This window comes from Hymenobacter coccineus (assembly GCF_001816125.1).
Taxonomy (GTDB): Bacteria; Bacteroidota; Bacteroidia; order Cytophagales; family Hymenobacteraceae; genus Hymenobacter; species Hymenobacter coccineus.
In genome coordinates this window covers 19,661-41,771 of sequence record NZ_MDZA01000077.1, presented here as the reverse complement: position 1 = coordinate 41,771, position 22,111 = coordinate 19,661, and the positions used below count along the sequence as shown (strand labels likewise).

The 22,111-nt window shown below is 61.2% G+C and carries 15 protein-coding genes, 2 tRNA genes and 1 pseudogene; 7 read left to right on the top strand and 11 right to left on the bottom strand.

Going from position 1 to position 22,111, the window contains the following annotated elements; translation table 11 throughout:
* Positions 1-9: 9 nt before the first annotated feature.
* On the top strand, positions 10-1,374 hold the full coding sequence (locus tag BEN49_RS06035; protein ID WP_083325818.1) for a TolC family protein: 1,365 nt from the start codon (positions 10-12) through the stop codon (positions 1,372-1,374).
* A gap of 244 nt (positions 1,375-1,618) precedes the next feature.
* On the opposite strand, the gene BEN49_RS06030 is transcribed toward BEN49_RS06035, so the two are convergent.
* The 9 genes from BEN49_RS06030 to mltG all read right to left on the bottom strand — a co-directional run bounded on the left by BEN49_RS06030 (position 1,619) and on the right by mltG (position 10,460).
* Complete coding sequence (locus BEN49_RS06030) at positions 1,619-3,955, bottom strand: xanthine dehydrogenase family protein molybdopterin-binding subunit (protein WP_070742121.1); 2,337 nt, start codon at positions 3,953-3,955, stop codon at positions 1,619-1,621.
* Positions 3,956-4,102: 147 nt separating this feature from the next.
* Positions 4,103-5,086, bottom strand: a complete 984-nt coding sequence (locus BEN49_RS06025) for an FAD binding domain-containing protein (protein ID WP_070742119.1) — start codon at positions 5,084-5,086, stop codon at positions 4,103-4,105.
* Between the two features lie 110 nt (positions 5,087-5,196).
* On the bottom strand, positions 5,197-5,826 hold the full coding sequence (locus tag BEN49_RS06020; RefSeq protein ID WP_070742117.1) for a (2Fe-2S)-binding protein: 630 nt from the start codon (positions 5,824-5,826) through the stop codon (positions 5,197-5,199).
* Between the two features lie 144 nt (positions 5,827-5,970).
* Positions 5,971-7,242 (bottom strand): zinc dependent phospholipase C family protein, encoded by a 1,272-nt coding sequence (locus tag BEN49_RS06015; protein WP_070742115.1) that lies wholly within the window; start codon positions 7,240-7,242, stop codon positions 5,971-5,973.
* 194 nt (positions 7,243-7,436) lie between these two features.
* Positions 7,437-7,521: transfer RNA gene (locus BEN49_RS06010), tRNA-Ser, on the bottom strand.
* A gap of 73 nt (positions 7,522-7,594) precedes the next feature.
* A tRNA-Ser gene (locus BEN49_RS06005) sits at positions 7,595-7,681 on the bottom strand.
* Between the two features lie 103 nt (positions 7,682-7,784).
* Positions 7,785-8,762 carry a YihY/virulence factor BrkB family protein gene (locus tag BEN49_RS06000; protein WP_070742113.1) on the bottom strand — a complete coding sequence of 326 codons (978 nt, stop codon included), beginning with the start codon at positions 8,760-8,762 and terminating at the stop codon, positions 7,785-7,787.
* Between the two features lie 12 nt (positions 8,763-8,774).
* Positions 8,775-9,263: an acyl-CoA thioesterase gene (locus BEN49_RS05995; RefSeq protein ID WP_070742111.1), complete on the bottom strand. Its 489-nt coding sequence runs from the start codon at positions 9,261-9,263 to the stop codon at positions 8,775-8,777.
* 129 nt (positions 9,264-9,392) lie between these two features.
* Positions 9,393-10,460 (bottom strand): endolytic transglycosylase MltG, encoded by a 1,068-nt coding sequence (mltG, locus tag BEN49_RS05990; protein ID WP_070742109.1) that lies wholly within the window; start codon positions 10,458-10,460, stop codon positions 9,393-9,395.
* A gap of 183 nt (positions 10,461-10,643) precedes the next feature.
* Between mltG and BEN49_RS05985 the strand changes: the two genes are divergently transcribed.
* Positions 10,644-11,276 (top strand): L-threonylcarbamoyladenylate synthase, encoded by a 633-nt coding sequence (locus tag BEN49_RS05985; protein ID WP_070742107.1) that lies wholly within the window; start codon positions 10,644-10,646, stop codon positions 11,274-11,276.
* Positions 11,277-11,491: 215 nt separating this feature from the next.
* Here the strand turns inward: BEN49_RS05985 and BEN49_RS05980 are convergent.
* Both BEN49_RS05980 and BEN49_RS05975 read right to left on the bottom strand, forming a co-directional pair.
* Positions 11,492-12,297, bottom strand: a pseudogene (locus BEN49_RS05980) (lysophospholipid acyltransferase family protein).
* 92 nt (positions 12,298-12,389) lie between these two features.
* Positions 12,390-13,250, bottom strand: a complete 861-nt coding sequence (locus tag BEN49_RS05975) for a hypothetical protein (protein WP_070742105.1) — start codon at positions 13,248-13,250, stop codon at positions 12,390-12,392.
* Positions 13,251-13,399: 149 nt separating this feature from the next.
* On the opposite strand from BEN49_RS05975, the gene BEN49_RS05970 reads away from it, so the two are divergent.
* From BEN49_RS05970 to BEN49_RS05950, 5 genes are all read left to right on the top strand, one after another.
* A complete protein-coding gene (locus tag BEN49_RS05970) occupies positions 13,400-14,035 on the top strand; it encodes a WbqC family protein (RefSeq protein WP_070742103.1) in 636 nt (211 codons plus the stop codon).
* A gap of 158 nt (positions 14,036-14,193) precedes the next feature.
* Positions 14,194-16,797, top strand: coding sequence for an ATP-dependent Clp protease ATP-binding subunit (locus BEN49_RS05965; RefSeq protein WP_070742101.1), 2,604 nt, complete (start codon positions 14,194-14,196; stop codon positions 16,795-16,797).
* Positions 16,798-16,924: 127 nt separating this feature from the next.
* Complete coding sequence (locus tag BEN49_RS05960) at positions 16,925-19,063, top strand: S9 family peptidase (protein WP_083325817.1); 2,139 nt, start codon at positions 16,925-16,927, stop codon at positions 19,061-19,063.
* Positions 19,064-19,140: 77 nt separating this feature from the next.
* Positions 19,141-20,709 (top strand): acyl-CoA carboxylase subunit beta, encoded by a 1,569-nt coding sequence (locus BEN49_RS05955; protein ID WP_070742099.1) that lies wholly within the window; start codon positions 19,141-19,143, stop codon positions 20,707-20,709.
* A 119-nt stretch (positions 20,710-20,828) separates the two neighbouring features.
* Positions 20,829-21,899, top strand: a complete 1,071-nt coding sequence (locus BEN49_RS05950; RefSeq protein ID WP_070742097.1) for a M42 family metallopeptidase — start codon at positions 20,829-20,831, stop codon at positions 21,897-21,899.
* Positions 21,900-22,111: the final 212 nt, after the last annotated feature.

The following is a 22,111-nucleotide window of genomic DNA, read 5'->3' as shown; positions in this document are numbered from 1 at the left end:
CCCGATTCGATGAAAGTATTTATTGCCTGGCTCCTTCTTTTGGCTGGCGGCGTGCTGAGCCCCGCCGGGGCCCAAACGCGGCCCACGATGTCCTCCACCCTGCCGCCAGCCGACAGCGTGGCGCGCCCCCAGGCCCCTACCCTCACCCTGCGCGAGGCCCTGCAAACGGCCCTCAAGAACAGCCTCGACATTCAGATCGGCCAGACCAACGTGGCGGTGCAGGATTTGTACAATTCGGCGGGCTTTGCCGGGGGGCTGCCCACCGTGGGCATTGCGGCCAGCAACAACGTGGTGGTGAACAACACGCAGCAGGAATTTAACACCGGCCTGGGGGTGACGCGCGTGGGGGCCCGCTCGACGCAGTACAACGTGGGCCTGACGGGCTCGTACCTGCTCTACAACGGCGGGCTGGTGGTGGCCACCCGCAAGCGCCTGGGCGAGCTGGAGCAAATCAGCCAGCTCCAGCTGAACTCGACGGTGCAGAACGTGCTGGCCGACGTAAGCCTGAAGTACTACGCCGTGGTGCAGCAGCAGCGCTACATCCGCACCCTGGAGGCCTCGGCCGAGGTGTCGCGGCAGAAGCTGAAGCTCATCAAGGCGCGCCAGAGCGTGGGCCTGGCCAACAACGCCGACCTGTTCCAGGCCCAGCTCGACCTGAACGCGCAGCTGCAAACCCAGCAGCAGCAGGCCCTGGCCGCCCAGCAGGCCACCGCCGATTTGCTCCGCTCCCTCACCCTCGACCTCGATACGCGCGTGGCCGTGGAGGACACCATTCCGGTGAACCAGAACCTGCGCTGGGAGGATATCAGCGCCTCGCTCACCAAGAACCCCGACCTGCTGGCCGCCGAGCGCCAAGTGCGCGTGAACGAGCTGCTGGAGCGCGTGGCCCGCGCCAACCGCTACCCGTCACTCTCGCTCAACTCGGGCACCAACTTCGCCCGCAACCAGAACGCGGTGGGCACCACGCTCTTCAACCAGAGCTACGGACCCTACGCCGGCCTCAGCCTGGGCGTGCCCATTTACACGGGCGGCACCAACAAGCGGCTGGTAAAAATTGCCCGGCTTAATACCCAGACTGCGCAGCTGCAACGTACTGCCCTGGAGCGCGATTACCGCACCAACGCCCTGAAAGCCTGGGAAGCCTACCAGCAAACCTTGGCCCTTGTGAATACCGCTCAGGAAAGCTACACCACCGCTAAAAAGCTTCTCAACCTGGTGCAGCTGCGCCTCGACGCTGGACTCTCCACCCTAGTGGACGTGCGCATCGCCCAGCAGAGTTTCGAGGACGCCGGCTACCGCCTGGTGAACTACCGCTACAATGCCGTATCGGCGGAAATTACCTTGCAGCAGCTCGCGGCGCTGCTCACGCCGTAGGGCAGTATTGGGGCCCCAGGGGCCCTATTATTGCTCAACAAAAAGGCCGACCCCATTTCTGGAGTCGGCCTTTTCTATTGCTAGTATTTGAGGTATTAATATAGAGCGGGGTGGTCCGGCGAATCGCCGAAGGGCTTCGTCGGGCCACTCTGACTAAAGACCAGGGGCCCCGGGGCAGCCTAAGAGTGGCCCGATAAAACCCTTCGGGCGACTCGCCGGACCACCTCACTACCCGAAACACTTACTACGATACGGCCTTCGCGCCCAGCACCTTATCGGGCGTGATGGGCAGGCTGCGCACGCGGCGGCCGGTGGCGTGGGCCACGGCGTTGGCCACGGCGGCCGACACGCCCACCATCGAGATTTCGCCGATGCCCTTCACCCCCATCGCGTTGATGTAAGGGTCGTGCTCGTCGATGAATTCCACGGTCATTTCCGGAATGTCCGCGTTGGTGGGAATGTGGTAGTCGGCGAGGTTGGAATTGGTGTAGCGGGCCAGGTTCTGGTCGCGCACAGTGGCTTCCATCAGCGCGCAGCCGATGCCGAAAATGCTGCCGCCGATGATTTGGCTGCGGGCTGTTTTGGCGTTCAGGATGCGGCCGGCGGCGTGCACGCTCACCCAGCGGGTCACGCGCACGGTGCCCAACTCGGGGTCCACCTTCACTTCGCAGAAGTGGGCCCCGAAGGAGTGCATGGAGTGGTGGCCCACCTCGTCCTTCTTGCTGGGGTCGGCGTTGGCGGCGGCCTGGGCATCCTCGTAGCCGCTGCCGTAGCGGCCCTGGCCGTTGCCCTCGATATCGCTCAGGTCGGCCCGCTTCATCACGTCGGCAAAGCCTTCGCCCTTGTTGGGGTTGGTCTTCAGCTGCAAGCGGCCGGCTTTGGCCTCCACATCGGCAATCTTGGCCCGGTACAGCGGCGACTTCTTGTCGAGCACCGCTACCTTGATGAGCTTCTGCCACACGTCCTGCACGGCCATGTACACCGACGACGACACCGTACCGGCGGCCACCGAACCACCCGAGTTGGGGGCCGTGGGCAGCCGGGTATCGCCCAGTTCGAAGCGAATTTTCTCCATTGGCAGGCCCAGGCCGTCGGCGGCCACCTGGGTCATCACGGTATAAGTGCCGGTGCCCAGGTCGGTGGCGCCACTCTGCACCACGGCGTGGCCGTCGGCGTAGAGGCGGGCGCGGGCCGTACCCTGCGAGTTGTGCACCGGGTAGCTGGCCGTGGCCATGCCCCAGCCCACCAGCAGCTTACCGTCGCGGGTAGCGCCGGCCTTGGGGTTGCGCTTGCTCCAGCCGAATAGCTCGGCCCCGCGGGCGTAGCACTGGCGCAGGCTTTTGCTGCTCCACTGCTGGCCGGTGCTGGGGTCCTTCTCGGCGTAGTTGCGCAGGCGAATTTCCAGCGGGTCGATGCCCAGCTTTTCGGCCAGGTCGTCCATCGAACACTCGATGGCGAACGAGCCGGGGGCCTCGCCCGGGGCCCGCATAAACGTGGACGTCATCACGTCGGCGCGGGCCAGCTGGTACGTCGCCTCAAACGTGGGGCACTCGTATAGCAGGTTGATGATCTTGCTGTTGGATTCGGCGTAGTTGTCCCACGGCGAAGTCGTCGAGGTTTTCTCGTGGATGAGGGCCGTAAGTTTGCCATCCTTCGTGGCCCCAATTTTCAGGGTCTGCTGCTGGTCTTCGCGGTGGCCCATGCTCGTGAACATCTGGGGCCGCGTGAGCGCCAGCTTTACCGGCCGGCCCACCGCCTTGGCTGCCTGCACCGTGAGGACGGTGTGGGGCCAGCTTGCGCCCTTGCAGCCAAAGCCACCGCCGAGGTACTTGGTTACCACCCGCACCTGCTCGGCCGAAAGGCCCAGCATGGTGCTCAGCGATTTCTGGGTGCGCGTCACGCCCTGCGTCGATTCGTACACCGTCAGCCGGTCGGGGGCCTCCCAGTGCGCCGTGGTGGCACCGGGCTCCATCGGGTTGTGATGGTTGATGGCGTGGATGTAAGTGTGAGTGAGCTGCACCGGGGCCGCCGCGAAGGCCGCCTGCGCGTCGCCGCGCCGGGTGTGGCCGTCAGCTTTGCCATCCTGGATCTTCTCGGGGTCGAACAGCTTGGCTTTCGGGTCTTCGTAGGAGGCCAGCGGCTTCTCCACCTGCACCTGCACTTTAAGCAGCGCGGCGGCGTACTGGGCACGCTCCAAGGTATCGGCCACCACGATGGCTACGGGCTGGCCGGCGTAGAAAATCTGGTCGCCGGTAAGCGGCAAAAAGCCCATCGGGGCCCCAATGGCTTTTTTACCCGCGTCGTCGTTGGGCGTTTTGGCCAGCTTCGGGATGTTCTGGTGGGTGAGGATGGCCAGCACGCCCGGCTGCTTCTGGGCCGCGCTAATGTCGAAGCCCGTGATGCGGCCCTTGGCCACGTCGCTGGTTTTGAGCACAGCGTGCACCAGGCCCGGCAGGTTGTTGTACTCGGCTGAGTACTTGGCTGCCCCCGTTACCTTGGCGCGCCCGTCGATGCGGGTCAGCGGCTGGCCCACCAGGCCGGCGGTGGGGTTGGTTTCGAAAAATTTAGGTTCGGTATCCATCAGGAAGTAATTCTTAGATGCTAGTAAAGCGACGGTCATGCTGAGCGCAGCCGAAGCATCTCGCGTGCTTCGTTGCATTGGATTGTATTACTGCTGCACGCGAGATGCTTCGGCTGCGCTCAGCATGACAACCTATCCCGATAGTCCCTAAGCGCTAACAGTTAGTAAGGCCTGCACGAGGGTGTTTTGGGCCAGCTCCACTTTGAAGCGGTTGTCGTCGCGGGGCTGGGCCCCGCGCAGGGCAGCGGCGGCGGCGGCGCGGAAAGTGGCTTCGGTGGCCGGGGCCCCCGTCAGCACTTTTTCGGCCTCCGGGCTGCGCCAGGGCTTGGTGCCCACCCCACCCAAAGCCACGCGGGCCGAGCGGATGGTGCCGCCTTGCACGTCGAGTCCCACCGCGGCCGAGGCCAGGGCGTAGGCGTAGCTGGCGCGCTCACGCACCTTCAAGTAAGTGGAGCGGCGGGCGTGGGCCGCGGCTGGAATCGTCACGGACACAATCAGCTCACCGGGCTCCAGCACGGTTTCTTTCTGCGGGGTCTTGCCGGGCAGCACGTAGAACTCCGTAACGGGCACGCGGCGCTGCTTGCCCTTGACGTTCTCCAGAGTTAGCACGGCGTCGAGGGCAGCCAGGGCCACGCTCAGGTCGCCGGGGTAGGCGGTGGCAATGCAGGCATCGCTGGTGCCGAGGATGGCCAGGTTGTGGTTGTCGCCTTTGATGGCCGGGCAGCCCGAGCCGGGCACCCGCTTGTTGCACGGAAACGCGGCGTCGCGAAAATACCCGCAGCGGGTGCGCTGCAAAATGTTGCCGCCAATGCTGGCCATGTTGCGCAGCTGCGGCGAGGCCGCCAGCAGCAGCGACTCTGACACGGCCGGGTACTGCTGCAACACCAGTGGGTGCTCGCCCACGTCGCTCATGCGCTCCATGGCGCCAATGCGCAGCCCGTCGCTGGTCTGCTCAATGCCCTTGAAGGGCAGCATGTTGATGTCCACCAGCTGGGAGTGTTCCTCCAAGTTGGCCTTCATCAAATCCAGCAGGGTGGTGCCGCCGGCAATGTAGGCGGCCTGCGGGGCCCCCTGGCGGAGGCCGGTGGCCTCCTTGGCCGTTTTGGCCTGAGTATAGCTAAAGTTATTCATCGGGTCGATAGTTGAGAGGCGGGGAGGCAGCAAGGCGCGGGCGGGCGCAACGCAGGTGGCCAGGGGCACGGACGCGCCTAAAGCGTACCCGTGGGGCCCCTGGCGCCGGTTTAGGCTTTGCCGGCCACTTCCCGCACGGCGGCCACAATGTTGGGGTAGGCGCCGCAGCGGCACAGGTTGCCGCTCATCCACTCGCGGCACTGGGCATCGGAGGTGGCGTGGCCTTCTTTCACGCAGGCTACGGCGCTCATAATCTGGCCCGGCGTGCAGTAGCCGCACTGGAAGCCATCGTGCTTGAGGAACGCCTCCTGCATAGGGTGCAGGTCGTCGCCCTTGGCCAGGCCCTCAATAGTCGTAATCTCCTTGCCCTGGGCCATCACGGCCAGCGTGAGGCAGGAATTGACGCGGCGACCGTCCACCAGCACGGTGCAGGCCCCGCATTGGCCGTGGTCGCAGCCTTTTTTGGTGCCGGTCAGGTCCATGTACTCGCGCAGGGCGTCGAGCAGCGTTACGCGGGGCTCGGCGCGCAGGGTGCGGGCGGCGCCGTTGATGCGCAGCGTGAGGTCGGTGGGGCCCTCCAGGGTTTTGGCAGGGCCGGCCAGCCGGTCGGCAAAACCGGTAATGGGCGGGGCCAGGGCCAGGCCCAGCAGGCCCCCGGCCTGCTTCACAAAGGAGCGGCGCGAGCCGTCGGCCGCGGCGCCGTCGGCCGCGGCGCCGTCGGGGGTAAGGTCGTGGTTCATCAGAAAAGGGAGGTTAGCGGTAAGTGCAAGCGCTACGGTCTTCACCGTATACGCAAGCAGTGCCTCTTCTGACAACCGGCGGCCCCGAAAAGTTACCAGTTTTTATAATTTAGATACTGTCTTAATAACCAATTAATCAATATCTTATTTTCCCATTTCCGCCGCGGGCAAAGCCTTCAGCTGGGCCAGCGCCTCGGTGGTTTCCTTGCGGTTGTCGTTTTCCTGCTCCTCCTTATCGGCGGGCTTTGCCTTGCCCGATGCGAAAAAAGTCAGGATGTTGGCGCGCATGGGCGGCGTTACGCCGGCGAACTTTTCGCGGGCCAGCTTGCGCACCCACTCGCCGTAGGTTTTGTCGGCCAGCGCGTATTCGCCAAAGTGGGTGTTGTCGCCGGTGTCAAAATCCTCGTTGGCCAGGGCGGGTGCGGGCGCTTGGGCCCCCTGCTGGCCCAGCAGGCCGCAGTAGGTTTTCATTACAATGGCAAAGCTGGTCCGGAATATTTTCAGGGCTTCGGGCGTGGGCGGGCGAAACGCGAACGGCTTCAGGGGCCCCACCTTGGGCAGAATACCGATAAATACCGACAGCATCCGGGCCCCAAACCCGGGGCGCTCGTATTTCTTCCCGTAGCGCTCGCGGTATTCCTTGCGGTCTTGATGGTACACAAAAGCGCGGCGCTTGATGCCAGGCGTCAGCTGGCGAATTTCCTTCTTCTGGTAGTGCCAAGCCGAGCGCGAGGCCAGCGGAATGATGCGCTGCACGGTGAAGCGAAACGTGGCAATGCTCACGTCGGTGTTGAGAAACACCTTGCCCAGCGGCAGGCCGTAAGTTTTCTCGAAGGCCCGCTCCAGCACCTCCTTGGCCACCTCGAAGCCGATGGCGTTGTGGTAGTCCTCGGTGCGGTAGCGCCCGGCCGCCACCTGCGTCACGTCGAAGGCAAACTCCAGTTGGGTGTGCTGCTTAGGGGCGTCTTCGTAGGTGATGACCTTGCCGAACTTGGCCTCCAATTCGGGGTACACTAAGTGCATGGCGCGGTTGGTGCCCTCGGAGTGGCCTTCCAAATCGGCGGCGTAGTGCGCCAGGGCCCCCAAGGCAAAGGCGTATTCGTCGCGGTTGTGGGCCTCGTCAAGCATGTTGCGCACGAAGTCGCCCGAGCGCACGTAGTGGGTAAGGTTGGTGAACAGGGGGGCCCCCAGCGGGTAGTAGCCCATGTCCTGAATAATGGCGCCGCCGTAGGCAAAGGCCTTGGCTTTCACCAGCTCTTCGTCCGTAGCGCCGGGGTAGCGGCGCTGCAAGGCCGGCAGCAAGCAAGGCTTCCAGCACGAATCAACATTGGCCTGGTGCGTGAGCACGGAGTAGGCGGCGGCCGGCGCGAGGCCCAGGGCGCTCACCAGCAGCAATAGCGTAAAAAACCGGAACATGATAACCTAAGGGGTAAGGGCTGGGTAGAAATAGGAATAATAACCAAACATAGTATAGCAACTCAACAATAAACGACCCAAACGACGAACATGCGCCTGGCGTTGCCCGGGGCCCCAGCCAAAAGGCAAGTACCAAAAAAAATCCCCGCCTCCGGGAGGGAGACGGGGAGTAAGGCTGCCAGCAAGCGACGGTGCAGAGAAGGAGGGATTCGAACCCCCGGACCTGTTACAGTCAGCGGTTTTCAAGACCGCCGCAATCGACCACTCTGCCACTTCTCTGGGTAAGAAAAGCCTGCAAGGCCGGTTGCTGACAAGAAAAAAAGGCTCTTTCTAAAGTAGAAAAAGCCTTTTGTAGAGAAGGGGGGATTCGAACCCCCGATACCGTTGCCGGTATAACGGTTTTCGAAACCGTCGCATTCGACCACTCTGCCACCTCTCTATCGGGCCCCCGAGTGGTTCGGGGACCGCAAAAGTAAGAACCGCGGCGCACCGAACAATAAAGCGCACGCTTTTTTTATCGCCGGGGCCCCAACAGGCGGGGCTTAGCGGTTCATTTTCAACGGCTCCTTAGCCGTTATTTTTTTGATGCGGCCCGTCACCGCGTCCACGCTCACGTTCACCTCGAAGCCGATGATGAGCGTCATGCACACAAATTCGAGCCACACCATAAAGCCCACCAGGGCCCCAATGGAGCCGTAGAAGTGGTTGTAAGAATCGAAAATGCGGACGTAAAGCGTGAACAGGAACGACACCAAGAAGATGAGCAACGTGGCCACGATGGCGCCGGCCGAGAGCAGCGGCCATTTATCGTGCACGGGCGGCACGAAGTAATAAATCACGCAGGTCGTGCTCAGGAACAGCCCCAGCAGCGAGCCAAACCGCACCGCCGTCAGCACAAGGTCGGTGTAACGCTCGGGCACAATCTCGTAGAACACCAGCCCATCGATGAGGTAGGTACCGAAGAAAATGCCGGCAATGGCCAGCACCAGAATGAGCGACAACACGAACGTCAGCGCCGTGGCAATGAGGCGCTTGCGGATGTAGCTGCGGTGCTTGAAGTTGGGGTACTTTTTTTCGAAGGCGTCGAGCAGGGCCATCACGCCGTTGGAGCTGAGCACCAGGGCCGTACCAAACCCGAACGAGAGCAGGCCCCCGTGCGGAATGTTCACGATGTCCTCTATGGTGGAAGCCGTGGCGGCGTACAGCTCGGGTGGCATGAAGTCGCCCAGGAACTGCAAAATGTCCACGTTCAGGTTCGGCACCGGGATGTACGGGATGAGCGTGAACAGGAAAATAATGGTCGGAAATAGGGCCACCGTGAGGTTGAAGGCCATGTAGGCGGCGCGCTTTTCCAGGCTGTCGAGGCGCAGTTCCAGCAGCACGCGGTCCAGCACGTCGTACAGCGAAGCCTGGCCGCCAAACAGTTGGAACCGCTTCAGCCCCACGATGACGCGCCGGTACGAGCGCTGCTGGCGCAGGTCGGGCAGGCGGGCGCGGCGGCGGAGGACGGGCGAGTGCATAGATAGAAGGGTTTACTTGCCGAAGGCGGCCGGCGCGGGCGCGTCCGTCGGCACGGGCTGAACACCGCCGAGGGGCCCCGCCGTTTCGTCGTCGCTAAAATACGGCGCCAACTTGTCGGCAATATTGGCCGGTACCGGCACCGGCCGCCCGGTGGCGGTGCTCACGAACACCATCAGGGTGTGGCCCTCGGTGAGCAGCTCGCGGGCCTCGTTGTAAATCTCGTACTCGAACAGCACCCGCGAACCCTCGGCGGGCTGCTTCAGCAGCAACCGGATGGTGAGCAGGTCGTCGTAGCGGGCCGGGCGGCGGAAGCGCGTGCGCAGTTCGCCCACCGGCATGCCCACGCCGTCGGCCTCCAGGTCCTTGTAGCGAATGCCCAATTGCCGAAACGCCTCGGTGCGCGCTACTTCAAAAAACGCCGCGTAGTTGCCGTGGTACACGTAGCCCATTTGGTCAGTCTCGGCGTAGCGCACGCGGATTTGGATGTCAGAGGAGTACATTTTTTTAGCTTTTAGCTGTCAGCCATTAGCTGTTAGCTTTTTTTTAGACTAACCCGAAGCTAACAGCTAATGGCTGACAGCTAATGGCTGACAGCTAAAAGCTATTCTATTACTTAATCCCCGCCCGGTTCAGGGCGCTTGGTAGCGACGGGCGTTTAGGATGTGGTCGCGCTCGTTGGTGGCAAAGGCGTGGTAGCCGCTGAAATCCTCCTTGGCGCAGAAGTAGAGGTAGTCGTTGTCCTCGGGGTGCAGCACGGCGTCGATGCTGGCGATGCTGGGCAGGTCGATGGGCCCCGGGGGCAGGCCGGCGTACTTATAGGTGTTGTAGGGCGAGTCTTTTTGCAGGTGCACGTTCAGCACGCGCTTGATGGTGAAGTCGCGGTTGGCGTACACCACGGTGGGGTCGGCTTGCAGCTTCATGCCCTTGCGGAGGCGGTTGAGGTACACGGCTGCGATGCGGGGGCGTTCGTGGGCGTGCTGCTGCTGCTCGGCTTCCACAATGCTGGCCAGGGTGCTCACCTGGGCCCGGCTGAGGTGCTCCTTCTCGCGGGCCGCGTCGCGGGCGGGCGTCCAGAACTTCTCGTATTCCTTCTTCATGCGCTGCATCAGGTTCTCGGCCGACGTGTTCCAATAAATCTGGTACGTGTTGGGAATGAACATGGTGAGCACCGTGGTGGTATCGAAGCCCAGGCTGCGGGTATAGGCCGGGCTGGCCAGCAGTGAGTCGATGTGGGCGGGGCGGGCGTCAATCTGGCGGGCCAGCTTGGCGGCCAGTTCCTGGCGCAGGCGCACGTTGGCAAACGTGAGCTTGAGCGGCGACTGAATGCCGGCCCGCAGCACGCCGATGAGCTGGCGGTTGGTGTAGCCGTCCTTCAGCTCGTAGCGGCCGGGCTTCACGGCCCCGGGGCGGTTGTACTTCATCAGCTTGGCCACGAAGTGCATGGAGAGCCGGTCCACCACCACGTCGGCGTGGTCTATCGAGTCGAGCACGGCCTTCCAATCCTCGCCCCGGTGCACGAGCACGTAGGTGGGCTTGCCCTTGGTTTCGATGTTGGCCGTGAAAAAAATCTGGTAGAAATAGTACGAAAAGCACACCAGGGTTAGGCCCAGGATGGAGACAATGGCGGCGTTGCGGTTGCGGCGGCGCACCGAGAGGTCGCGGCGCTCAACGCTTGACAGTTTGGCAGGTTCGGGCATGGAAGAAACGGGGGTCAGCGAAAGTGCAATCCCAAAAGTACGCACCCGTCCGCCGGGGCCCCGGCGGGCGTTGGGGCCCCGGGCCGGAATTTTATGCGGGGATGAAACGTAGTTGTTGCTTACTTTTCCGCTCGTTTTAGGCCCTCGCGGTCCGCCCCTCCCCTACTTACCACTCCTAACCATATGGCTGCCACGCTCCTTCGCATCCACCCCGACAATCCGCCCCTCAACCGCATTCAGCAGGCGGTGGACGTTCTCCGCAAGGGCGGCGTCATCATTTACCCCACCGACACGGTGTACGGCATCGGCTGCGACGTGACCAATGCCAAGGCGGTGGAGAAGGTGTGCCGCATCAAAGGCCTGAACCCCGAAAAAGCTAATCTGAGCTTCATCTGCCAAGATTTGTCGCACATCAGCGACTATGCCCACGGCATCAGCACCACTACTTATAAGGTTATTAAGAAAGCCCTGCCGGGGCCCTTCACGTTTCTCTTTGAGGCCAGCGCCAGCGCCCCGCGCCACGGCGGCGTGAAGCGCAAAACGGTAGGCATCCGCGTGCCCGACAACCAGATTATCCTGAGCCTGGTGCGGGAGCTGGGCAACCCCATCGTGAGCACTTCGGTGCGCAGCGATGAGAACACGCTCGAAGAATACGTGACCGACCCGGACCTGATTTTTGAAAAATACCGGGGCCTAGTGGACCTGGTTATCGACGGCGGCTTCGGCGGCAATGTACCCAGCACCATCATTGACTGCACCAACGACGACTTCGAATTGATCCGCCAGGGCGCCGGCGACATCGAGCAGTATTTGTAATTGTGAAGGAGTGAGTTGTGAATGAGTGAATGATGCTATTGGCATTCATCCAGAAGTTATTAGAACGTCATGCTGAGCGCAGCCGAAGCATCTCTCCCGCAGCAGTAAATAATTACTTGCGCGGGAGAGATGCTTCGGCTGCGCTCAGCATGACGTTCTGTTTTGAGTTCCCATCATTCTTAACCAACTCACTCTTTCACAATTCTCTCCTTCACTCATTGCCTTTTGTGCTTCCAGCGGCGGTGCGTCCAGAGGTACTGCTCGGGCGAAGCCTGAATATCCAACTCCAGCTGCCGGGCAAAGGCCTCGGTGATGGGAAATGTGCCCTTGGGAGCCGCTGCTACGGCGGGCCCCGAGGGCATTTCTGTAAACTTGATTTCGTAGTAGCCGCGCCGCAGCCGGCGGATGCCCACGTACAGCACGGCGCAATCGAACTGCGCCGCCAGCCGCTCGGCGCTGCTGTAAAAGCCGGTGTCCTGGTGCAGGAAATTGGTCCAGTAGGGCCGGTCTTCGGGGCCCGCGGCCTGGTCGGTGAGCAGGCTGATGTTGCGGCCGCCGCGGCGGTGCTGCACCAGGTAGCGCAGGGTGCCCAGCATGGGCACGGCCTCGGCCCCGGTGCGGTGCGCACCCGCCGCATAAAGGCTTCCACAAACGGGTTTTTGAAGGGCTTGTACACGCCGGCCATCACGCCGGGCAGCGCCAGGGCCCCACTGCCCAAAATCCACTCCCAGTTGCCCATGTGCGAGCCCAGCGTGATGACAGGCCGCTGCCGCGCCAGGGCCCCGGCCATCAGCTCGGGGTTCACCCAAGTGGCCCGGCGCGCCAGCTCGGCCGGCCTAATGACCGCCAGCTTCAGAATTTCGACGATGAGCTGCGTGAAATGGCGGTAGAAACCCTGGGTGATGCGCTGGATTTCGGCCTCGCTTTCATTGGGGAAGGAGTTGCGCAGATTTTCCTGCACCACCCGGCTGCGGTAGCGCAGCCCGTAAGCCAGCAGATAATATAGACCGTCGGCTACCACGTACAGGGCCCCCAGCGGCAGGTGGGCCAAGCCCAGCAGCAGCCAGTTTAGCGGCGCGTAGTACCACGGGTAGGGCCGGCCCTGGGGTGCGCTCAACGCGACGCGGCCCCGGCGGGGGCGTACTCGGTGGTGCTGCGGTTACCGGTGGCGCGGTGGCTGGTGAGCAGCTTTTTACCGCTGTACACGTCCACAAGCAGCGTGAACTCGCCCTCGGGCAGGGGCCCAAACGGCAGCTGCCCGACGATGGTGGTGGGACGCCCGGCCTGGGGCGTGAGGGGCGCGTCAGCATCGGCAGCCGTGCCGTCGGGGGCTGATAAGTGGTAGTGCAGGCGCAGGGGCTGGCCGGCGGGGGCCCCTTGCAACTCGGTGTAGAAGTATAGGTTATCAGCCCCGCGGCCAAAAAAGCCGCTGGGGGCCCTGGTTAGCAGGTAGCCGCCGCGCAGGAAAGTGTCGTCGCCGTTGCTTTTCACGGCGGGGCGGGCCAGCAGCAGCACGTCGCTCAGGGTGGGCCCCGTGGGGGTTTCCAGCACCAGCGGGCGCTCCACCATGGCCTCGCCGTTGCCGGCGCGGTACTGGTCGCGCACGGTGCCGCGCAGCGTGTAGCGGCCGTCGGGCAGCGGAATGCGCTTGAGGAAGCTAACTGGGTTTTTCAGGGCCAGCGTGGTGTCGTTGATGACCGGCGGCTTCAGAATAACCGTTTCCTTGTAAGCCGGCTTGCCGTCGGCCTTGAGGATTTCGAGGGTGACGGTGGCCGCCGACTGGAACGCCCGCGGGGCCCGCTGCCGGTAGGTGAGCGACTGGGTGGGCACCGTGACGTACAGCTCCACTTCGGCGCCTTTTTCCACTTGGTTCAGGTTGCGGAAGCGGGCCACGTCGAGCAGCAGGCGCGGCGGGCCGGCCTGGGCAGCCAGCGCCTGGGCGAGGCAGGCCCATAAAATTAGGAGGAAACGCATGGTGCAAAAATAAGCGGTGCTTAATGGGCAGTTATGAATGGGCAATGAACAGTTTGCAGCGGACACCTGTAACTTTTATCTGCAAATTGACCACCAGCAATTACTCGTTACTCATTGATAATTGCTCACTGATAATTATTCTCCGATAAATGCTCATCCTTTCTGAACTGCCCTATCACCCACCAGCGGCGTTTTTTGCGGCCCTGCTCCAGGCCGATGGCTTGGTGCTGGAAGCCCAGGAAAACTACCGCAAGCAAACCTACCGCAACCGCTGCCTCATCCGCACGGCGCAGGGCGTGCAGGCCCTTACGGTGCCGGTGGTGGACGGCAACCGCGCCGAAAAAGTCAAAACGTCCGATATTGACATCGATTACCGCCAAAACTGGGTGCACCGCCACTGGCGCACCTTGCAAACCGCCTACGGCAATAGCCCGTATTTCGAGTACTACGCCGACTACCTGCACGACATCTACCGCACTAAGCCCACTGGGCTTTTTGAGCTAAACCTGGCCTTCTTACGCCTGGAACTGCGCTGCTTCCGCCTCACGTTACCCGTTACACTCACCACCAATTACCGCGTTCCCGGCCACCCGGGGGCTCCGGGCTGCCTCGACCGGCGCGACTGGCTCAGCCCAAAGGCTGGGGGCCCCGGGCCTGACAGTCCGGCAGCTTTGAGTGTGGTTCGGCCCTATCCACAGGTGTTTGGCCCAGGTTTTGAGCCCGGGTTGAGCGTCCTGGATTTGCTGTTCGCCCAAGGGCCGGCGGCGGGCGCGTATTTAGGTTGAAGGTTTAGTAAACTTCGCCCGCCCGTTCTCGTTTCTAATTCTGACCGAACCTTAGCCCGAACCGGCTTGTTTTCAAGCTACCTCGGCCCAACCCGTTTTCGTCAATTATTTCTATTCCCGACGCGGGGCTATCCATTTTTTTCATTACGTTTATCCGCATGGAAGCTAAATTCTCAAACCGCGTCAAGGAAGTCATCTCCCTGAGCCGGGAGGAGGCCATCCGCCTCGGCCACGATTACATCGGCACAGAGCACCTGCTGCTGGGCATGATCCGCGAAGCTGAAGGCACAGCCCTCGGCTTGCTACGCAAGCTGGGCGTGGCACTTGACGAGCTAAAGTTCTCGCTCGAGCAGGCCACCCGCAACACCGCTACGCAGGGCAACAGCATCACCGGCTCGATTCCGCTCACCAAGCAGACGGAGAAAGTCCTCAAGATTACCTACCTCGAAGCCAAGATTTTCAAGTCGGAAGTCATTGGCACTGAGCACTTGCTCCTCTCGATTCTGCGCGATGAGGACAACATTTCTTCTCAAATTCTCAGCAAATTCAACGTGAACTACGAAACCGTCCGCGATTCGCTGGATTACCACGGTAACGCCACGCCCGCCGCGAAAGCCCCCGACACCGACGACGACGACAACGACCGCCTCTTTGGTGGCCAGCAAGGCCGCGGCCAAGGCGCTGGCAATGCCCCCGGCGGCACCAAGAAAGCTGGTGAGAAATCACGCACTCCGGTGCTCGACAACTTCGGCCGCGACCTCACTAAAATGGCGGAAGAAGATAAGCTCGACCCCATTGTGGGCCGCGAAAAGGAAATTGAGCGCGTTGCCCAAATCCTGAGCCGCCGCAAAAAGAATAACCCCATCCTCATCGGGGAGCCCGGCGTGGGCAAAACGGCCATTGCTGAAGGCCTCGCCCTGCGCATCATCCAGAAAAAAGTGAGCCGCGTGCTGTTCAACAAACGCGTTGTAACCTTGGACCTGGCTTCGCTGGTGGCTGGCACCAAGTACCGCGGCCAGTTCGAGGAGCGCATGAAGGCCGTGATGAACGAGCTGGAGAAGTCACCCGACGTGATTCTGTTCATTGACGAGCTGCACACCATTGTGGGTGCCGGCGGCGCTTCGGGTTCGCTCGACGCTTCAAACATGTTCAAGCCGGCCTTGGCGCGCGGCGAAATTCAATGCATTGGCGCCACCACGTTGGACGAGTACCGCCAGTACATTGAGAAGGATGGGGCCCTGGCTCGCCGCTTCCAGATGGTGATGGTGGACCCCACCACGCCTGAGGAGACGATTGAAATCCTGCACAACATCAAGGACAAGTACCAGGACCACCACCACGTGGTGTACACGGACAAAGCCATTGAGCAGTGCGTAATGCTGAGCGACCGCTACATGAGCGACCGTTTTCTGCCGGACAAGGCCATTGACATTTTGGACGAAGCCGGTGCCCGTGTGCACATCAACAATATTGTGGTGCCCGAGGATATCCTCACGCTCGAAGAGCAGATTGAGAACATCAAGGGCGAGAAAAACCGCGTGGTGAAATCGCAGAAATACGAGGAAGCCGCCAAGCTCCGCGATACTGAGAAGAAGTTGTTGGACCAACTCGAAACGGCTAAGAAAAGCTGGGAAGAGGAAACCAAGAAGAAGCGCTACACGGTGAAGGAGGAGAACGTGGCCGAGGTAATCGCCATGATGACCGGCATCCCCGTTTCGCGCGTGGCTCAGAACGAAAGCCAGAAGCTGCTCAACATGGGCGAAGAGCTGCAAGGCAAAGTGATTGGCCAGGAGAAAGCCATCAAGCAGTTGGTGAAAGCCATTCAGCGCACCCGCGTGGGCTTGAAGGACCCCAAGAAGCCGATTGGTTCGTTCGTGTTCTTGGGCCCCACGGGCGTAGGTAAGACGGAGTTGGCCAAAGTATTAGCCACGTATTTGTTCGACAAAGAAGACTCGCTGGTGCGCGTTGACATGTCGGAATACATGGAGAAATTTAGCGTGTCGCGCCTGGTGGGCGCGCCTCCCGGCTACGTGGGCTACGAAGAGGGCGGCCAGTTGACGGAGAAAATCCGCCGCAAGCCGTACTCGGTAATCCTGCTCGACGAGATTGAGAAGGCCCACCCCGACGTGTACAACCTGTTGCTGCAAGTGCTGGACGATGGCATTCTGACCGACGGCTTGGGCCGCAAGGTGGACTTCCGCAACACTATCATCATCATGACCTCGAATATTGGGGCCCGTGACTTGCAGGATTTTGGCGCCGGCATCGGCTTTGGCACCAAGGCCCGGCAGGACAACATGGACGAGATTACGAAGGGCACCATTACCAACGCCCTGAAGAAGACCTTCTCGCCCGAGTTCCTTAACCGTTTGGATGACGTGATTGTCTTCAACTCGCTGGAGAAGAAGGATATCCACAAAATCATCGAAATCAGCCTCCGCAAGTTGCTCTCACGCGTCAGCGCCCTGGGCTATAAGGTGGAGCTGACCGATAAGGCCAAGGATTTTGTGGCGGAGAAAGGCTACGACCCCAAGTACGGGGCCCGGCCGTTAAACCGCGCAATCCAGAAATACATCGAAGATCCGATTGCCGAGGAAATCCTCAAAGCCCAAGTGTTGCACGGTGACATCATCACCGCCGATTACGAGGACGGTAAAGATGAACTTAACTTCTCGGTGAGCAAGAGCGATGAGAAGCCTAACCTGGCCAGCGACGAGCGGCCCGCGGAGGCTCCTGAGTCGCCCGACACGGACAAGAAGTAAGCGTAAAGCGCCACAATGAGAAGCCGGTTCCCGTAGGGGAGCCGGCTTTTTTGTTACGCCACCGTTACCTTGACGCACCATTGGCCGGCAGCGGCCGCATTGTTTGCATCCTAATTTTTCTGATTTTATGCGAATTCTACAACGAGCGGCTATAGCTGGCGCGGGCGCCGCCCTGGCCACGGGGGCCCTGGCCCAGACGGCCCCAGTGGCGACCATCAAGCCCAAGGTATTCACCAACTTTGGCGTTACGCGGACGGACAACTACTACTGGCTCAACCAGCCGGAAAGCCCGGAAGTGTTGGCCTACCTGAACGCTGAAAACGCCTACTACGACCAGCAAATGGCCGGCACCAAAGCGTTGCAGCAAAAGCTGGTGGCCGAAATTAAGGGCCGTATTAAGCAAGACGACGCTTCGGTGCCCTACCGCGATAATGGCTACTACTATTACACGCGCTTCGAGCAGGGCGGCGAGTACCCCATCTACTGCCGCAAAAAAGGCAGCCTGGGAGCCCCCGAGGAAGTGTTGCTCAACGCCAACCAGCTGGGCCAGGGCAAAACGTATTTCCAGATTGGCGGCTGGGCCGTGAGCGACAACAACCAAGTGCTGGCCTACTCAGACGACGTGGTGAGCCGGCGGCTGTACTCACTGCGCTTCAAGAACTTAACCACTGGTAAGCTATACCCCGAGAGCATTGCCAACACTGGCGGCGAAGCGGTGTGGGCTGCCGACAACAAAACGGTGTTCTACACCAAGAAGGACGCGACCACCCTGCTGCCCTACCAGGTGTACCGCCACACGCTGGGCACCGACCCTAAGCAGGATGCCTTGGTGTACGAGGAGAAGGACAACACTTTCCACGTGGGGGTAAGCCGAACAAAGTCAAAGAAATACATTGGCATCGAGCTGGGTAGCTCGCTGTCGTCGGAGTACCGCTACCTCGATGCGGGGGCCCCGGCGGGCGCCTTCAAAGTGCTGACGCCCCGCGAGCCCGACCACCTGTACGAGGTGGAAAGCATGGGCGACAAGTTTTACATCCGCACCAATTGGCAGGCCCCCAACTACCGGCTGGTGGTGGCGCCCGTGGCCAGCCCCGCCAAAGCCGGCTGGCAGGATGCGCTGCCGCGCCAGCCCGAGGTTTTCCTGGCCGGCTTCGACTTATTCAAGGATTACTTGGTGCTGAACGAGCGCAAAGAGGGCTTACTGCAATTGCGCACCATCCGTTGGAAGGACAAGCAAGAGCAGAAAATCGACTTCGACGAGGTAGCTTATACGGCCACCATTGGCGTCAACCCGGAGTTTGATGCGCCAACGCTGCGCTACAACTACACGTCGCTCACCACGCCGTCGTCGGTGTACGACTACGATTTTGCGACGCATAAGCGCACGCTGCGCAAGGAGCAGGCCGTGCTCGGCGGTTTCAACCGAGCCGATTACGTGACGGACCGGGTATTTGTCAAGAGCCGCGACAACGTGATGATTCCCATGTCGGTCGTGTACAAAAAGGGCACGAAGCTCGACGGCAGCGCCCCGCTGCTGCAATACGCCTACGGCTCCTATGGCTACTCAACAGACCCCACCTTTAGTGCGGCGCGCCTGAGCTTGCTCAACCGCGGGTTCGTGTACGCCATTTGCAACATTCGGGGCGGGCAGGAAATGGGGCGGCAGTGGTTTGAGGATGGGCGGATGCTGCACAAAATGAACAGCTTCACCGATTTCATCGACTGCTCGGAGTTCCTCACCAAGCCCCACGCCTCGCCCAGCGACGCCGGCCAGCGCCAGTACTCGTCCACGGCCAAGCTCTTTGCGATGGGCGGCAGCGCCGGGGGCCTGCTCATGGGCGGCATCGTGAACCTACGGCCCGACCTCTACAAGGGCGTCATCGCCGCCGTGCCGTTCGTGGACGTGGTGACCACCATGTCGGACCCCAGCATTCCGCTCACCACCGGCGAGTACGACCAGTGGGGCAACCCCGCCGACGAGCCCTATTTCAAGTACATGCTCTCGTATTCTCCCTACGATAACGTAAAGGCTCAACCCTATCCCAACCTATTGGTGACCACTGGTTTGCACGATTCGCAAGTGCAATACTATGAGCCGGCCAAGTGGGTGGCCAAGCTGCGCGCCACCAAAACCGACCACAACCTGCTGCTGCTGCACACCGACATGGCCGCTGGCCACGGCGGCGCTTCCGGCCGGTTCAAGTCCATTGATGATACGGCGCGGCAATTCGCGTTCATGCTGCTGGTGCTGGGCTTGAATTCCTAAGCCGGCATTTCGGCGCTTTTGCTGGGCCCGCCGCCTATCTTTGGGGCCCTACTTTTCTCGCCTCGCTCCCACCCGCAATGCCCGATCCGCACGCCCACGACGCCCTTTCCAACACCGATTTATTAGCCCGCAAAAATGAGGAAGCCCTGCTCGGCGGCGGCCAGGCCCGCATCGACGCGCAGCACAAGAAAGGCAAGCTCACGGCCCGCGAGCGGCTGGATTTACTGCTCGACGAAGGTTCGTTTGAGGAAATCGGCAAATTCGTGATGCACCGGGCCCGCGACTTTGGCTTGGATAAAGAGCACTACCTCGGAGACGGCGTGGTGACGGGCTACGGCACGGTGAACGGCCGGCTGGTATACGTTTTCTCACAGGACTTCACAGTATTTGGCGGCTCGCTGAGCGAAACGCACGCCGAGAAAATCGTGAAGATCATGGACCTAGCCATGAAGAATGGGGCCCCTGTGATTGGGCTGAACGACTCGGGCGGGGCCCGCATCCAAGAAGGCGTAGTGAGCCTGGGCGGCTACGCCGACATCTTCTATAAGAACACGCTGGCCAGTGGCGTGGTGCCGCAGCTCTCGGCCATCATGGGGCCCTGCGCGGGCGGCGCGGTGTATTCGCCGGCCATCACCGATTTTATTCTGATGGTGGAAGACACGAGCTACATGTTCGTGACGGGCCCCAACGTGGTGAAAACTGTGACCCACGAAACCGTGACCAGCGAAGAGCTGGGCGGCGCCAGCACCCACAGCACCAAGAGCGGCGTCACGCACTTCACGGCCGCCAACGAGGTGGTGTGCATCCAGCAGCTTAAGCAGCTGCTGAGCTATATGCCCCAGAACTGCGAGGAGACGGCCCCGGCCGTGGCGTACACGGCCCAAGGCGACGAGAGCCGCCCAGTGCTGGATGCCATTATTCCGGATAATGCCAACCAACCTTATGACATTCGCGAAGTAATTGAGGGCTTAGTAGATAGTGACTCATTTATGGAGGTGCACAAGAACTTTGCTGAGAACATTGTGGTGGGCTTTGCGCGGCTGGCGGGCCGCAGCCTGGGCATTGTGGGCAACCAGCCGGCGGTGCTGGCCGGCGTGCTCGACATTAACGCCAGCACCAAGGCCGCGCGCTTCGTGCGCTTCTGCGACGCCTTCAACATTCCGCTGCTGGTGCTGGAGGACGTGCCCGGCTTCCTGCCCGGCACCGACCAGGAGTGGCGCGGCATCATCACCAACGGCGCCAAGCTGCTCTACGCCTTCTGCGAGGCCACCGTGCCGCGCATCACCGTCATCACCCGCAAGGCCTACGGCGGGGCTTACGATGTGATGAACTCCAAGCACATCGGGGCCGACCTGAACTTTGCCTGGCCCACCGCCGAAATCGCCGTGATGGGCGCCAAGGGCGCGGCCGAGATTATTTTCAAGCGCGAAATCGCCGCTGCCGACGACCCCGCCGCCAAGCTCCAGGAAAAAGTGGCCGATTATCAGGAAAAATTTGCCACTCCTTACCGCGCCGCCCACCGCGGCTTCGTAGATGAGGTAATTCTACCCTCACAAACCCGCCAAAAGCTCATCCGTGCTTTTAAGATGCTGGAGAACAAGGTGGACACTCTGCCGCGTAAGAAGCACGGGAACATTCCGTTGTAGTTCGGCATTTGCTAGCTTCCTGCGTATTCCGTTTCAAAAACAGTGCTGCGCGATTTCTTTCGGCCTCTAACTAGTTTAGCTGGCTGATTGACCAATCAGCCACTGACAACCCGTATTTTATGCGTCCTGAATCGTTCGAATTTCTCCAGAAATACCTCAACAACCCCTCCCCCACCGGCTTCGAAAAAGAAGGCCAGAAACTGTGGCTGGAGTACATCAAGCCCTACATCGACAGCTACTTCGTCGATACGTACGGCACGGTGGTGGGCGTCGTCAACCCCGAGGCCAAGTACAAGGTCGTGATCGAGGCCCACGCCGACGAGATTTCTTACTTCGTCAACTACGTTACCAAGGAAGGCTACTTGTACCTGCGTCGCAACGGCGGCTCCGACCCGCTGGTGGCCCCCAGCAAGCGCGTCAACATTTTCGGCACCAAGGGCATTGTGAAGGCCGTATTTGGCTGGCCGGCCATTCACGTGCGCAAAGCGGAACAGGACAAGGCGCCCACCATCGAAACGGTATTCCTGGACTGCGGCGCCGCCAGCGCCGACGAAGTGGAGGAAATGGGCATCCACGTGGGCTCGGTCGTCACGTTTGAAGACGAGTTCACGGTGCTGAACGACAAGTTTTACGTGGGCCGGGCCCTCGATAACCGCGTGGGCGGCTTCATGGTGGCTGAAGTGGCCCGCTTGCTGAAGGAAAACGGTAAAACGCTGCCCTTCGGCCTGTACATCGTGAACGCCGTGCAGGAGGAAATTGGCCTGCGCGGGGCCGAAATGGTGGCCCACCGCATCAACCCAGACGTGGCCATCGTGACGGACGTGACCCACGACAGCCAGTCGCCGATGTACGACAAGAAGACGGCCGGCGACATTTCCTGCGGCAAGGGCCCCGTCATCACCTACGGCCCGGCTGTGCAGAACAACTTGCGCGACCTCATCATCGGCACGGCCCAGGAGCAGGGCATTGCATTCCAGCGCGCCGCCGCCACCCGTTCGACCGGCACCGATACCGACGCCTTCGCTTACTCGGGCGCAGGCGTGGCCTCAGCCCTCATCTCGCTACCCCTTAAGTACATGCACACCACCGTGGAAACCGTGCACAAGGACGATGTGGAAGCCGTTATCCAGCTAATCTACGAAAGCTTGCTTCGGATTGAGGATGGCCACGATTTCCGGTATTTCGCCTGAACCACAGATTTATTGGGTTAGCTGAATTCGTCGAATTTGGGGGACGATTCGGATTAATCCTTTCTTTATAAAAAAGGCCGCTTTTTAGCGGCCTTTTTGTTGTTGCCTACATACTTGAGAAAGCGGTGTTTCAGACCGGGGTGGTCCGGCGACTTTTTCAGTCGTCGGGCCACTCTCATTATGCCTCGGGCTCGCTGTTCTATAGGTAAGAG

Coding starts and splice junctions, on each gene's coding strand:
- BEN49_RS05970 (WP_070742103.1), top strand. CDS start 13,400: ATGCTCATCCTTTCTGAACTGCCCTATCACCCACCAGCGGCGTTTTTT.
- BEN49_RS05960 (WP_083325817.1), top strand. CDS start 16,925: ATGCGAATTCTACAACGAGCGGCTATAGCTGGCGCGGGCGCCGCCCTG.
- BEN49_RS05955 (WP_070742099.1), top strand. CDS start 19,141: ATGCCCGATCCGCACGCCCACGACGCCCTTTCCAACACCGATTTATTA.
- BEN49_RS06020 (WP_070742117.1), bottom strand. CDS start 5,826: ATGAACCACGACCTTACCCCCGACGGCGCCGCGGCCGACGGCGCCGCG.
- BEN49_RS05995 (WP_070742111.1), bottom strand. CDS start 9,263: ATGTACTCCTCTGACATCCAAATCCGCGTGCGCTACGCCGAGACTGAC.
- BEN49_RS06000 (WP_070742113.1), bottom strand. CDS start 8,762: ATGCACTCGCCCGTCCTCCGCCGCCGCGCCCGCCTGCCCGACCTGCGC.
- BEN49_RS05985 (WP_070742107.1), top strand. CDS start 10,644: ATGGCTGCCACGCTCCTTCGCATCCACCCCGACAATCCGCCCCTCAAC.
- BEN49_RS06030 (WP_070742121.1), bottom strand. CDS start 3,955: ATGGATACCGAACCTAAATTTTTCGAAACCAACCCCACCGCCGGCCTG.
- BEN49_RS05975 (WP_070742105.1), bottom strand. CDS start 13,250: ATGCGTTTCCTCCTAATTTTATGGGCCTGCCTCGCCCAGGCGCTGGCT.
- BEN49_RS06025 (WP_070742119.1), bottom strand. CDS start 5,086: ATGAATAACTTTAGCTATACTCAGGCCAAAACGGCCAAGGAGGCCACC.
- BEN49_RS06035 (WP_083325818.1), top strand. CDS start 10: ATGAAAGTATTTATTGCCTGGCTCCTTCTTTTGGCTGGCGGCGTGCTG.
- BEN49_RS05965 (WP_070742101.1), top strand. CDS start 14,194: ATGGAAGCTAAATTCTCAAACCGCGTCAAGGAAGTCATCTCCCTGAGC.
- BEN49_RS06015 (WP_070742115.1), bottom strand. CDS start 7,242: ATGTTCCGGTTTTTTACGCTATTGCTGCTGGTGAGCGCCCTGGGCCTC.
- mltG (WP_070742109.1), bottom strand. CDS start 10,460: ATGCCCGAACCTGCCAAACTGTCAAGCGTTGAGCGCCGCGACCTCTCG.
- BEN49_RS05950 (WP_070742097.1), top strand. CDS start 20,829: ATGCGTCCTGAATCGTTCGAATTTCTCCAGAAATACCTCAACAACCCC.